Source organism: Aliiruegeria sabulilitoris (assembly GCF_001558155.1).
GTDB lineage: Bacteria > Pseudomonadota > Alphaproteobacteria > Rhodobacterales > Rhodobacteraceae > Tropicimonas > Tropicimonas sabulilitoris.
In genome coordinates, this window is the sequence record NZ_LOAS01000054.1 from 1 (window position 1) to 13,945 (window position 13,945).

The following is a 13,945-nucleotide window of genomic DNA, read 5'->3' on the forward strand; positions in this document are numbered from 1 at the left end:
CGCCCGCTCTCGTCGTCGAAACGGCAGGTGCGAATTCTCCGCCCTGTTGTTCAACCAGCGGCCAGTTTCGTGTAGCTGTTCGGCGCCGATCGCCTTCAAAGCCGCGCCGTAGGACCGAAGCAAATCAGAGACGATGGCCTCAGGCCGGCCGTATCGCCGCATCGTTTTCTTCAAGAATTTCAATGCAGCTTTCTTGTCCCGCGTCTTGGTCACGAAACTTTCCAGGACCTCGCCCTCGTGATCAACGGCCCGCCAGAGGTAGTGTCGTTCGCCGTTGATCTTCACGAAGACCTCATCCAAGTGCCAACGCCACTGGGGCCCGGACCGCAGGCGCTCAGCCCGTTTCTTGCGGATCTCGGCGGCGAACATGGGGCCGAACCTGTTCCACCAAAAACGAACGGACTCATAGCTGATATCGACGCCACGCTCGTGCAACAGATCCTCGACGTTGCGGAGCGAGAGAGGGAAACGGACATACATCATGACAGCCAGGCGGATGATCTCGCGGCTCGTCCGGAAATACTTGAATGGGTCGTCTTTCTTCATCCCGAGAGGCTACGAGACCACCCTACCCCGCTCAACTTGAATCGCTCTGACACCGCCTGGTGGAGAGATGCTTCAACAAGCTCAAGAAGGCACGCCGCGTCGCGACCCGCTACGACAAAACGGCTGAACGCTTCCTCGGCTTCATCGACATCACATCAATCCGCCTCTGGCTCCGCCATTTGTCAACATGACCTAGCAAAAGAAATCCTTTGCGATGTTGACAATAATTCTGTTCCGTCATGTCGGCGCGCTTTCCGAGATGACGAACCTGACCGACTTGGGAATGCCCTACCGGGCACTATCGCGTTCATCCTGACACTTCAGGTCGTCATTTTGACTTTTTGACCTTTTCGAGCAACCAGTTGGCTCTGGACTGAAGTTCTTCTACGACTTTCACTTTGGCACGGATCCGATCGCGCTTCGAGGGTTTTGAAGCCGCTTTCAACTCGGCCTTCAAGTCGTCGTGCTTGGACGCAAGTTTGTCGATTACTTTCTCCACGTGCTTTCGACTGATCGGCTTCGCCTTTTTGTGCTTTAGGCGCTCTTGATACTCGTCCAGCTTTTCCGTTGTGTTCTTCAACGCCATTTCATTTTCCTTCTGCACCTGGGCCCAAGCACATCGTTGTTTCTGTCTTTTTCAATCGATGTTTTCCAGGTCTCCCACCTCGGACAGCAGTTCCTCGATATCCTCGTCTTCCAGCATCAATATGCGCTCGACTTCAGCCATTCCGTCTTCTGTGTCCGCGTAGTAGACGCGTGCCGCTTCAATCAGATCACTCATTGCCTCGTAGGCATAGCCGGAATCTGTCATGAAGGATGTGGCTTCCTCGGCATCGATCTTTCCGTCTCTGATGAGCCCTTCAATCATGCGGGTCGTGTTCTTGCGATCCCGTTCAATCTGAACCCGCTCTTCGTCCAACCAGAGCATGCTGCGGTCGTCTGGATCGCTTCGATCCAGTTTGTTGATTTCGATCAGAATGCGGGCGATTTCAGCCCTGAGGCCGTTGTAAATGTCGGTAATCGTCCCCTGCGGGTACTTTGTGTACTCGGTCACATTGTGGCGCAGGTGCTTGATCGCCTTCACCGCGTGGACGGTGCTCTGAGCGGAATCCCTAAGCCCATAGATATGATCTGTGATGTCTCTCGGGAGATTCAGAGCGCCGGCACGGCTCGCGAAATCGAAGATTGCGGAGTAGAGGGCCTTTACGCGTTGCTCGAATTTCGCATCTATGTCGAGTTCTACTTCTGCCCTGCTGTCCTCAACCGTCTTGGCAACATCGTCCGCCGCATAGATTTCATGTCGGTGGAGGTTCAATCCGTGCGCAATCAGTTTGGTCGCGTTGTCTTGGAGGTGTTTGACCTCCTTCCGCATTGCCGCTTCCATCGAGACAGGGAAGCTCTCGACAGCCCTTGACAGGTATTGAGGCTGGCTGATGTCCAATTCGGGTTCAGGAATTGTCCGCTCCAGAAATGCAATCAACTGGTTCATCAGCGGAGTCATGATCGCGACACCCATCGTGTTGAACATCGTATGGAACACCGCGAGCTTCAGGGCGTAGTCGTCCGGCCTGATCCCGACCTTGTCACTGATCCAATCGACTGCCCAAACCATCTGATTGATCAGCGTCAAAGCCACCACTGCGGTGACAAGCTTGAATATTACATGTGCCAGAGCCAGTCGCCGACCGAGGTAATTTGCCGGCAAAGAGGCAATGATTGCGGTTATCGTGGTGCCGATATTCGCACCGATCACCAGTGCGATCGCATTCTCATAGGACACCTGGCCCGCCGCCATGGCCGTGATGACAAGGACCATGGTGGCATGGCTAGACTGCATGACCACCGTAGCCATTGAGCCGATCGCCGTGTAGACGAGCAGGCCCATCACGCCCACCATCGCGAACTTGGTCAGATCGAACTGTTCCGAGAAGGCATCGAAGCCTTCTTTCATGTAGTGGATGCCCAGGAACAGGAATCCGAGCCCAGCCAGGATGAACCCAAACCCGCGAACGTATTTGGACTTCTGGAACACCAGGACAATGCTGAGCGCGAGCATTGGCATCGCGTAGGCCGAGATCTTCACCTTCAACCCGAACCCGGCAACAAGCCAGGCGCCGGTCGTGGTTCCGATGTCGGCGCCGAACATGATGCCAATTCCGGCAATCAGTTTGATTAATCCCGCGCTCAGAAACGAGATCGTAATGACCGACACCAGGGAGCTCGATTGCATAACCGTGGCTGCAACGAAGCCAAAACCGAGAGATTTCGGTATGGTGTCGGTCGACTTATCGAGGACACGTTCCAGAACGCCCCCACTGAATTGCTTGAAGCCGTCTTCAAGCATCAGCATCCCGAAGAGGAAGATGGCAACGCCCGCGGCAATCTCCTGAAAGTCCTGGCTGTTCCAGAACCCCAGGACAAGTGCCGCAAGTATGATTGGCAGAAGGAGCTTCTTCATCAATTTATCAGACCCCTACGGCAACATCATGCCGCGGAGGGCAAAGAAGAACAGGGCTGCCATGAACGCCGCCACCGGGACCGTGATGATCCAGGCCGAGACGATCTTGAACAGCGTAGAACGCTTGACCAATTGCCGATTGAGGGCTGCGCGCAGCTCCTTGCGCTGTGCCTTGGTGATAACGGATTCCGCCCCCATCTCCTTGATCCGGGACAGCATCTCGGCCTTGTCCTCGGGCATGGCATTCTCGAAGTCCCGCAGAACCGCTTCGACCTCGTCGAAATGCGGGTCTCCCTCATGCTGATGCAATACGTCCTCGACGACGGTATGCATTCGCTGCTCGATGAACTCGCGCAGGAAGCCGACGCCAAAGACCGCGCCGAGTGCGACGTGGGTCGAGGAGATCGGCATGCCAAGCTGGCTGGCGATGATCACGGTGATCGCCGCCGCAAGCGCGATGCAGAAGGCGCGTGATCGATCCAGTTCGGTGATCTCCGATCCGACGGTACGGATCAGCTTGGGGCCGAACAGCGCGAGACCGACAGAAATGCCGAGCGCGCCGATGCCCATGACCCAGAGAGGGATCGCGGCCTTTGTCACGGCCCCGCCATCGGTACTCGTTAGGGCATCCACGATTCCGGCCAGCGGCCCGACCGCGTTGGCCACATCATTGGCACCATGTGCGAAGCTCAGAAGCGCCGCCGCAAAGATCAGCGGCACCGTGAACAGCTTGTTCACGCCCTCCCCGTTGTTTGGCAGTTTGGGCACCGCCTTGCGCACCAAAGGTGCCACGATGACCCAAACGATAATAGCCGCCACCATCCCGATGAACAGGGCGGAGAAGATGTCGATCTTGATGAGCTTCTTGATGCCTTTCAGGCAGATATAGGTCGTGAACGCCCATGCCATGATGCTTATCATAATCGGCACCACCCGTTGCGCAGCCTGAAGCGGCTCGTTCTTGAAGAAGACCAGTTTCTTGAGCGAATAGAGCGTCAGGGCGGCGATGATGCCGCCGGTGACAGGTGAGACAACCCAGCTCAGGGCGATCTTGCCCATCGAGTCCCAGTTCACGATGTTCCAACCGGCGGCTGCAATACCCGCGCCCATGACGCCACCGACGATCGAATGGGTGGTAGAGACCGGTGCTCCAAGCCACGTGGCAAGATTGAGCCAGATCGCGGCCCCAAGCAATGCCGCCATCATCACCCAGACAAAGGTGTCCGAATCGTTGATGTCTGCCGGATCGATAATGCCTTTCTTGACAGTGGACACCACATCGCCGCCAGCGATGATCGCGCCGGCCGCCTCGAATATCGCCGCAATGACGATGGCGCCTGTGAGTGTCAGGGCAAAGGAGCCCACTGCAGGGCCGACGTTGTTGGCCACGTCGTTCGCACCGATGTTGAGCGCCATATAGGCGCCGATCACCGCTGCCGCCACGAGCAAATAGGACTGCTCGACATGGGCGAATTTCGCGCCTGTGTAGATCATCACGGCCACGATGAAGAGGATAGCCGTGCCCAGACGACCCACCTCTGTGCGGCTTAGATCGGCCGCGCTTTCTATCTTGAGGTACTCCCTGAACTTCATGTCCCCCCCTTTTTTGGACTTCTTCTCCTGACAGACACTCTGGTCCCAGCGGGAAGAGAATTGCCGGGGCGGGAAGATGAGAGCTTTGACACACATCACCAGCAGGCGAACTTAAAAGATTCGTAACAAAAAGGCGACATTTCTGTGACGGCTCGAGGAGCCAGCGAACTCCCCCGAAAACCCAAGCCTGAGTGTGTGAGGAATTACTGAACCGGGACTTCTGTTCGGAAGCCATGCACCCAAGTCTAGCGATTGCTGGGCTGCGTCATGTTCGTGAACCGGTGTTTCGCAAAGGCAGTACTTCATGGAATTTGCCGCTCCCGGTAAATTCGGGAAGTGCCTCGCCTGTCCGCACGGTGACATCATCCAGGCCGTTATCGCGGAAAACCCGTTTCACTGACGCGATTACCTCTTGAAAGACAGGCCCTGCCGCCGCGCCCTCGGCCAGTTGTATGCGCAGTTCGAAATCCCACTCGCCGGTCTGGACGAGCTGGATACGCTGAGCCTGGTCGTGTTCAAGATTGAAGACAAGCGGAGACAGCGTCACCCCGCCAACGCGAACGAGCGTCGCCTGACGTCCCTCCACCTGAATACTGCGAAACGGCGACCCGCAGGTGCAGGAGTCCTCGTCGAACTGGACACAGTCGCCGAGATCATAGCGGATGAACGGCTGAACTTCATTGGCGAGGACAGTTAGCAGAACGGTCGCTGATAACGTGCCGTCCGGTACAGGCTGCATCGCTTCGTCGACTGCTTCGAGGATGACCCAGTCTTCGTTCACATGCTTCCGCCCGTGACTACACTCGAACGAAAGTGCCAGGCACTCAGTGCACCCATAGGGATCGGCAATTCCGTATTTCAGCGAGGGGAAAGCCCGCTTGACCCGCTCGCGCAGATCATCTGTCAGTGTTTCGCCTCCGGTGGTAAAGAGCGCAGGCTCGATCCGCAGCCGTCCGGTCTCCTTTTCCCGTGCCAGAATGGCCAGCATGCTAGGGTAGGTCACGATCCAGGCGACGTTCCCAATCGCATTGAGTCTGTCAACAATCTGGCCAATCGGCTGCTCGGCTTCAACGAAGGTTACCCCAAACCCTTTCGCCAGCCGTGGATTCAACCGTTGTACCAGTTTATTGAAACCGTTTCCGGCGAAGTGGCCACGCCCGCCTGTGATCGTCACCCTGGCGCCGAGATTGCGGACGTCTCGGACGAGCTTCCGGTGATATCGTTCGAAGCGTGCCAGCATGATGCCATAAGCATATTCCACGAACGATTCAGACAAGACGATGACGGCTGGTTCACCCGATGTCCCGGACGTCTGAAATACGGCAACATCGTCGATTGGCACACCAACCCTTCCAATGTCCGTCAGATGTTCGCGAGCCTTGTCGAGAGGAAGGGAACGGATTGTCAGCCAGTCATCGAACTCCGCCATGAGCTCGGGTTTGCGGGTCACCGGTAAGTCGCTTAGTTCGACTTCGTCTGATGGTGGCAGATCTCCATAAAGCCGACGAAACAGAGGGGAGTCGCGTCGCACCGTTTCTACAAGTCGCCGTAGGTTGCGAAGTTGCCTTGCTTCTATTCGCCTGCGTCCGCCCCAACCTGTCCACAGACCGCCGACCATATACCCCAACGCTCTGAAAAGACTGAAATGCATATCGTTTGCCGATTCTCATCAATGTTGTCCCGCTTCGAGGACCTTGTTTATTGGAATCCACACTATGGCGTTCCGCTGAATGAACAATGTCAAACACGATTGTCGTGCGGACATTTGGCTACGCCTCCAAAAAGCAAGCGGACACAAGGGCACCGGCACCGAAGGTCGGCTTCGTCCGCATGTGAGACTTTGATGCTCACTGCAGTGAGAGACCGCTCCCCGCCCTTGCTGTCGTTTTCTGCGGGCGTGCAGTCTCCGAAGTAGAACCCCAGAAGTTTGAAAGGAACGGTAATTGTGCGAACTCGCTGCAACCGAACGCCCCGTACTCGCAGATGCGAAAGCCGCTATTCGTAGACTGCCGAAGCGAGTCGGCCGTGCCGTTCTGTAGCCGTCCACTCTGGACGCCTTCACAACTTCCGAGTTTGGAAAACTGTTCGGCGCGCACGGTGGCCCCACAACGTCAATTGCACGCGGCGAATTGGAGGAGCAGGCAACGGAATCGTCAATTCTGGCACCATCTGTCTTATGCCTGATCACGGCTTCAGTGGAGCGGATCGCCTTCGCAGCATATCAGATCCACGAACTTTCAGGGGAGTTGTCCCTGTCCAGCGGCGGACGGCGCGGGTGAGGGTCGCCTGATCTGCAAATCCAATCGCAGTGGCTATGTCGCGAACTGGCATCTTGCCGGAGCAGAGTTCTGCAAGAGCGGTATCTCTCCTTGCGACGTCGAGTAGTGCCGAAAAACTGGTTCCCTCCCCGCTCAGATCGCGTTGCAAGGAACGCACACTGGTTCCAGCAGCCCGTGCCAGTCGCTCGATCGTGGGCGGCCGATCTTTCAACATGGCTGCAACGACAACTCCCGCGGAATGCGTCAGCGAGCCGTCACCTCGCATGGGTGGCCAATCCTGATTTGTATTCGCTGCGCTCCGGTCGCGCGCGATCTTGCGAAACTGATGATCGAAGACGTTCAGCGGTATCGTCAGAACCAGCACGCGTGACGTTGCGGGCGAGATTTCGGTACCGGACAACCCGAAGTTGCGAATGAGGTCGAAGCCAAAATCCGGATGCGGCTCCATCTCGACCGACGTGATCAGCGGTGGGGACGCGTCAGTGAACCTCATCAGCGAAACAACCATCATTGCAACGTATTGTTGGATCAGGTGCAGCGCTTCCGGATCGAAGGGCCAATACATTTGATGGCGGATCTGAACGGAGTCGGCACTCTCCACAAGGCTGATCTGTTCATGCGTGCAATGACGCGGATGGATGGTCTGAACCCGGAGTAGTGCATTTCGCGGGCTGCTTGCGCCAAGGATTTCGCGCCCGAAACGGGCCAGATCCAGAAGACTGGCATCGGACAGAGCCCGACACGGGAAATCCGGGCCTTCCACATGTGCGGCCGAACGCAAGAATTCCACAACGCTGAGAAGAGGAACGGGATCTTCAGGTCGGACCGCAGGCCAATAGCCCAGGTCAGCCGCATCGAGATAGGTCTGAGCATTCCGGCCAGCCAGCGCCAGCCACCTCACTATCGGAGCAATAGCGGCCGCGCTGATGAGTGGAATGACCCGGGGCAAGCTCGTCCTTTCAAATCAGTCGGGGTCGCATTCCTGGCTGCGGGCGTAAACAGGAAGCGAAATAGAGTTGTTATCCGCTCGCCCGGATATTCGCTCACATGTGTCACCGACAAAGGTACGTTTGTCGTTCCGCAGTTTTCTTCACCTGCCTTGGTACTGTGACCTGGTTCCGGCAGCCCCTGAGGGTGAATCGACCAGGGAGTGCCTTTCGGTCGCAGGATAGGCGCGTCTTCGTGGCGCGTGAAGTCAAAACTCGGCTTGTTGTGCATCTATACTCGGTTCAGATCGGGCGAGCATGCAATTCGAACCGCATGCCCCTAAAAAACAGAGGTCATATCGTGCGCAGTTCCATCTCAGCTATTCCGCTCATCATTGCAGCCGGAGCATTGTCGGCACAGGAGGCCGACTGGACATATGCCGCAGCGATATATGGCTGGTTGCCGGGATTATCTGCCTCCGTCGAAACAGATTTCGGCACGGTTGAGTCGGATTCGGACGGAAGTATCGACCTTTCCAATCTCAACATGGCCTTCATGGGCATTTTCGAGGCACGCAATGGCCCATGGGGTTTGATCGGCGACCTCCTCTACGTTGACATGGGGCGACCGACGCCACGCCCGCCGGGCTCGTGTTTTCGGACGCACAGATCGAAACCAAGGTGACGGCGTTCAGTGGGTATGTGGCCTATCGCGTCTACGATGGTCCTGATCTTACCTTCGATATTGCCGGCGGGTTCCGTGCTTTCGGGATGGATATCGACACAAAACTGGACGGCAATCTGCGCCCGAGCGAGCACGCCAGCCAGAGCGCGTCCTGGGTCGATCCGCTGATAGCAGCCCGTCTTACCGTTCCATTCGGTGGAAACTGGTTCGCAACCGCGACGGCCGACGTTGGTGGTTTCATCACGCAGGCCAGTTCGACATGGCAGGCCATTGGGCTGGTCGGCTATCGGTTCAACGCGGCGTGGTCGGCCGAATTTGGATACCGATACATGAACGTCCAGAAGGAGATCTCCGGAAACGAGGTCCAACTCGGGCTGGGAGGGCCGGTGATCGGCGCAACCTATCGGTTCTGATCGATTGCGCCGGCTTTGGCGCGTCGCACTGGCAGCTTCAGGGAAGACTCTCGAATCTCACATGAGGAGCTACGCATGACCCCAAGAAATCTCGCATTCTCGACGACCGCCGTTGCAGCAGCCCTATGGGGTGCTCAGGTGCAGGCCGACGAGTCCCACGCCAGGGCGCTATTCGCTGCCATGTCGGAATACATGGCGCAACAAACCGCTTTTTCGTTCGACTACGATTCGACTCTCGATATCGTTACGACCGAGGGACAAAAACTGGCAATCGCAAGTTCCGGAAATGTCTCCTTGCAACGTCCGGACAAGCTGTATGCGACCCGAAATGGCGGATTTGCCAGCATTGAGGCGGGATTCGACGGCAAGACTTTGACGTTGTTCGACAGCGGCGCAAATGTCCTTGCGCGAGTAGAGCTTGCCGGAACGGTCGAAACCCTGATCGACGAACTTCGCGATACATATCGTCGTCCGATGCCTGCGGCCGATCTTCTTCTGGCGGATGTCGAGGGGACGCTGGGACCGCTGTTCATTGACGTGAAGGATCTGGGCAGCGGTATCATTCGCAACCAGGAATGCGACCACCTCGCGTTTCGGACAGAGTGGGCTGATCTGCAAGTCTGGATCGCGCAAAGCGACGCGCCCTTTCCCTGTCGATACACGGTGACCAGCATTCAGACTGATGGGGCGCCCGACTACACGGTGGATGTCTACAATTGGAAGGTTGGGTCCGAGGCCGTTTCGGTCGCACAGATCGCGGCGCCGGACGGGGCAACTGTGGTCGCTCCAGGCGATGTGCCAGACCTTGATGAGTTATCCGGCAACTATGTCGTGGAAGGAAAGTGACGCCATGATGAAACGTATCCTCAAGATCTCGACGACACTCTTCATCGCCGCGACCATCCTGCAAGTTGGACCCGGTGTAATCGTGCCGAAATCCGACGGCTTCGTGGGGGCGGCGGAGGCGCGGGTCGGGCGCCCGGTGACACCGGTCAGCGTGGCCGGTGCGGGGAGGAGGACAGTGCGCCGCTGTGCGGCGGGCGTTCACTATTGCTGACCGACAGGGTGCGGGCAGTGAACTGATTGGAGGCCGATTCCGCGTTCTGGAAGGTGTTTGCGTTGCCAGTCGCGCCGGCAGGAAACAAGGCCCTGCAGGTTCGGTATCTTCAGAATGAAGAAGGATGGTTGAACATGTTTGCCGAAATGTCCCGGATGGCACTCCCCCTTGTTGTGGCCACGTTGGTGTCTGGCTCTGTACTGGCCGAGAGCGCACCACAGGTTACCGGCACCCCTGGGTCTCCGAGTGCCACAACAACAATAGACGGAAGCCAGCTTCCTCCCATGCCCGATACGACATTCGGAGGGACGATAGAGCGCAACGCGCTGCAATCAAAACCATACTGGCCGCCCCGTGTGGTGCCGCCAGAGGGGGCGCCCAATGTGCTTCTGATCATGACCGACGATTCCGGCTATGCCGTTCCAAGCACTTTCGGCGGCGTCATTCCCACACCGACGCTTGATCGTCTTGCCGCCGAAGGGCTGCGGTTCACGAACATGCACTCGACGGCGGTGTGCTCTGCCACCCGCGCGTCCCTTCTCACCGGTTTCAACCACCACCAGGTGGGCTTCGGGACGGTATCGGAAACCGCCACGGGTTATCCCGGCTACAACAGCATCATCACCGGGGACAAAGCCCCGGTCGGCAAAATCATGCGGGACAATGGCTACGCGACATCCTGGTTCGGAAAGAACCACAACACGCCCGCGTTCCAGACCTCCGCACTCGGGCCCTTCGATCAATGGCCAACCGGCATGGGCTTCGAGTATTTCTATGGTTTCATGGGCGGCGACACCAACCAGTGGCAGCCGGCCAATCTCGCCCGCAATACGACGTACATCTACCCATTCGAGGACGATCCCGACTTCAACCTGACAACAGCGATGGCCGACGAAGCAATCGAGCATATCCGGAAAATCGACGCGCTCGCTCCGGACAAGCCGTTCTTCATCTACTACGCGCCCGGCGGCACCCATGCGCCCCATCATCCGACGCCGGAATGGATCGAGAAGATCAGCAAGATGCGCCTGTTCGACGATGGCTGGAACAAGCTGCGCGAAACCATTTTCGAGAACCAGAAGACGCTGGGCGTCATCCCCGCGGATGCAAAAATGACCCCGTGGCCCGAAGACCTGCTCAAGACATGGGAGGATCTCAACGAGGACGATAAGAAACTCTATCTGCGCCAGGTCGATGTTTTCGCGGCCTATGTCGCCTATACCGATCACGAAATCGGGCGCGTGATCGAGACCATCGAGGATCTGGGCAAGATCGACAATACGCTGATCATCTATATCGCCGGCGACAACGGCACCAGCGCCGAAGGCGGTCTCGACGGCACACCGAACGAGGTCATGTCAGTGCAGGGCGTCAGCCTACCCGTTGAGGCTCAGTTGAAATACTATGACGCTTGGGGGTCCGACCTGACCTATCCGCACATGTCTGTAGGCTGGTCCTGGGCCTTCGATACGCCGTTTTCCTGGACCAAGATGGTGGCCTCGCATTTCGGCGGCACCAGGCAGGGCATGGCAATCTCCTGGCCCGCGGTCATCAAGGACAAGGGCGGGATCCGGAACCAGTTCCACCATGTCATCGACGTCGTGCCGACAATTCTGGAAGCGGCCCGGCTCCAACAACCGACGGAGGTGGAGGGCATCCCGCAAGCGCCGATGGAAGGCGTGAGCATGGCCTATACCTTCGACGCGGCCAACGCCGATGCCGACTCGACTCGCAAGACCCAGTATTTCGAGATGATCGGGGATCACGCGATCTATCACGACGGCTGGATCGCCAGCAGCAAGGTCATGCGCGCCCCGTGGGACAACAGCGGCAAGGGGAACCACGACCCGGCAAGCTGGCCCTGGGAACTCTACGACCTGAGCAAGGACTGGACGCAATATGAGGATGTGGCTGCCCAGTTTCCCGAGAAGCTGAAGGAGTTGGAGGACCTGTTCTGGAAGGAAGCTGAGCGCAATCAGGTTCTGCCGCTGAATGCGACGACGTTCACGCGCATGGTCGAGCCGCGTCCCAGCCTCGCGGCGGGCCGCAGCGTGTTCACCTATTCCGGCGAGCTGACCGGCACCCCCAACGGCGATGCCCCAAGCGTGCTTGCGACATCCTACAATTTCAAGGCAGAGATCGATGTTCCCAAGGAAGGGGCCGAAGGAATGATCGTGACCCAGGGCGGACGGTTCGCGGGCTACGGGTTCTACGTGCTCAAGGGCAAACCGGTCTTTACTTGGAACCTTGTCGATCTCAAACGGCAGAAATGGGCAGGCGAAGAGGTGCTCTCACCTGGCAAACACACCCTTGAATTCGACTTCAAGTACGATGGTCTCGGTGCGGCCACTTTGGCCTACGGTTCCCCCAGCGGTCTTGGTCAGAGCGGCACTGGCGTTCTCAAGGTGGACGGCAAGGTCGTTTCGACCCAGAAGATGGAGAAGACAATTCCCATGACTCTGCAGTGGGACGAAAACTTCGATGTGGGCGCCGATACCGGCACTCCTGTGGACGATCAGGACTACAAGGTGCCGTTCCGGTTCAATGGCAAACTCGACAAGCTTACACTGACCATCGACCGGCCCGAACTTTCGCCCGAAGACATCAAGAAGCTCGAAGCCATGCTGCACGGGAACTCAGCAAGCGAATAGACCGCCACTTTAGCTGTATGATCACGAACAGTAGGGCGGCTCCAACAGGAGCCGCCCGAACGCATGTTCTGAAACACGCCGGCACTTGTCCGCAACACTGGCAGGTCCAGGATTCGCGGCGTGTCCAGCGCTGCTGCACATGCGAAACGCGAGCGTTTAGGCGTGACCGTTCTGGGTTCGGTCCCGACCACTCGCCGCGCCAATCGCGAAGGTCGGCATTGGGCCGTTCACGTCACAATCGACGCTACCGAACGCGCGAGCGGGACACGCTCGACCGTGTCCGCCTTTAGTCGTGCAGGCTGGATCTTGGACCGCGTAAGGGTCGAAGTGTTCAGCGTTCTAGCATCGACTGGCTAAGAACATGGACCCTTGGAGGGACGAACACGGGGACGAGGATCCGTCTGGAGCATCGATTCCCATGGCTCTGAATAGTGGACTCGTCAAACGTTGATGTGGCGTTGATGTAAAACGCGACATCAAAAACCGAATCGGCTGAAGCCGACTTCAAGTATTTGATATCGTGTAGGAATTTTGGTTGCGGGGGTAGGATTTGGTCAAGGACCTACGCATTCAGAACTGAGGATGGACGTGTAGTTTTCTTGGGGAACCGCATCACTCACAACGTTGTAGCCGAGTTGAACGACCGCAATCTCAACATACTGTCGTTCAGAGCGGATGGCTGAAGAGCCGATTTGCGAGTACAGAAATCTGCAGGAAGTGCGGGAAGCATGCGTAATTGGGCTGACCCTGCTCTGAGGTCGAGCTCCCGATAGGTTCACAGTCATGCTGTGAGAAAGGGAGACAGAGAATGGAATACTTCGTTGGTTTGGATGTGTCGCTTCGATCCTGTGCGCTTTGCGTCGTCGATGGCCGTGGCAAGGTTTGCTTGGAACGAGAGCTGCCTTGCGAGGTCGATGACATTGCCGGTTGCTTGGATACAGTCGGTCATCCGATCGCGCGGAGCGGCTTTGAGGCTGGCACTCTGAGCCAGCACTTGTTCTTCGGCCTGCAAGCCAAAGGCTTCAATGTCACATGCATGGAAGCTCGCCAGGTCAGCGCTGCGCTTTCAGCGATGCGGAACAAGACCGACAAAACAGACGCCAAGGGAATTGCTCAGATACTGCGGACAGGCTGGTTCAGCCCGGTGCACATGAAGAGCCGCGAGGCGCACGGGCTGCGTGCTTTGCTCAGCACCAGAAAGGCGTTGCTCAAGAAAACCATGGACCTCGCCAATGAAGTGCGCGGCATTTTGAAGATCTTCGGCATTCGCCTTCCCCGATCCGTCAAACACGGTAGCTTCGACGGTCTCGTGAGACCGATGATCGAGATGGATGAAG

Annotated in this window: 11 protein-coding genes and 1 pseudogene; 6 read left to right on the top strand and 6 right to left on the bottom strand. The window is 57.5% G+C overall.

Annotated features, from left to right (window positions below; all coding sequences use genetic code 11):
* The coding region (locus AX756_RS23630; RefSeq protein WP_068318064.1) for an IS6 family transposase at positions 1-546 on the bottom strand (546 nt) is incomplete at its 3' end.
* 56 nt (positions 547-602) lie between these two features.
* Here AX756_RS23630 and AX756_RS25355 point away from each other — a divergent pair.
* A pseudogene (locus AX756_RS25355) lies at positions 603-737 on the top strand (IS5/IS1182 family transposase); the annotation flags it as partial.
* Between the two features lie 137 nt (positions 738-874).
* Here the strand turns inward: AX756_RS25355 and AX756_RS23635 are convergent.
* The 5 genes from AX756_RS23635 to AX756_RS23655 form a co-directional block, all read right to left on the bottom strand.
* Positions 875-1,132, bottom strand: a complete 258-nt coding sequence (locus AX756_RS23635) for a hypothetical protein (protein WP_068318067.1) — start codon at positions 1,130-1,132, stop codon at positions 875-877.
* 51 nt (positions 1,133-1,183) lie between these two features.
* Positions 1,184-3,004 (bottom strand): Na/Pi cotransporter family protein, encoded by a 1,821-nt coding sequence (locus AX756_RS23640; protein ID WP_068318070.1) that lies wholly within the window; start codon positions 3,002-3,004, stop codon positions 1,184-1,186.
* Between the two features lie 15 nt (positions 3,005-3,019).
* Complete coding sequence (locus tag AX756_RS23645) at positions 3,020-4,597, bottom strand: inorganic phosphate transporter (RefSeq protein WP_068318073.1); 1,578 nt, start codon at positions 4,595-4,597, stop codon at positions 3,020-3,022.
* Positions 4,598-4,862: 265 nt separating this feature from the next.
* Entirely contained in the window at positions 4,863-6,047 is a 1,185-nt protein-coding gene (locus AX756_RS23650; protein WP_231701162.1) for a phenylacetate--CoA ligase family protein, read from the bottom strand.
* A 734-nt stretch (positions 6,048-6,781) separates the two neighbouring features.
* Positions 6,782-7,825, bottom strand: coding sequence for a helix-turn-helix transcriptional regulator (locus AX756_RS23655; protein ID WP_156461655.1), 1,044 nt, complete (start codon positions 7,823-7,825; stop codon positions 6,782-6,784).
* A 658-nt stretch (positions 7,826-8,483) separates the two neighbouring features.
* Here AX756_RS23655 and AX756_RS23665 point away from each other — a divergent pair.
* From AX756_RS23665 to AX756_RS23685, 5 genes are all read left to right on the top strand, one after another.
* Positions 8,484-8,900, top strand: coding sequence for a hypothetical protein (locus AX756_RS23665; protein ID WP_156461656.1), 417 nt, complete (start codon positions 8,484-8,486; stop codon positions 8,898-8,900).
* 75 nt (positions 8,901-8,975) lie between these two features.
* Positions 8,976-9,746: a DUF2092 domain-containing protein gene (locus AX756_RS23670; RefSeq protein WP_068318082.1), complete on the top strand. Its 771-nt coding sequence runs from the start codon at positions 8,976-8,978 to the stop codon at positions 9,744-9,746.
* A 4-nt stretch (positions 9,747-9,750) separates the two neighbouring features.
* A complete protein-coding gene (locus tag AX756_RS23675; RefSeq protein ID WP_156461657.1) occupies positions 9,751-9,957 on the top strand; it encodes a hypothetical protein in 207 nt (68 codons plus the stop codon).
* A 284-nt stretch (positions 9,958-10,241) separates the two neighbouring features.
* Positions 10,242-12,608, top strand: a complete 2,367-nt coding sequence (locus AX756_RS23680) for an arylsulfatase (protein ID WP_231701163.1) — start codon at positions 10,242-10,244, stop codon at positions 12,606-12,608.
* A gap of 808 nt (positions 12,609-13,416) precedes the next feature.
* A partial coding sequence (locus AX756_RS23685) for an IS110 family transposase (RefSeq protein WP_156461658.1) occupies positions 13,417-13,945 on the top strand: 529 nt, incomplete at its 3' end.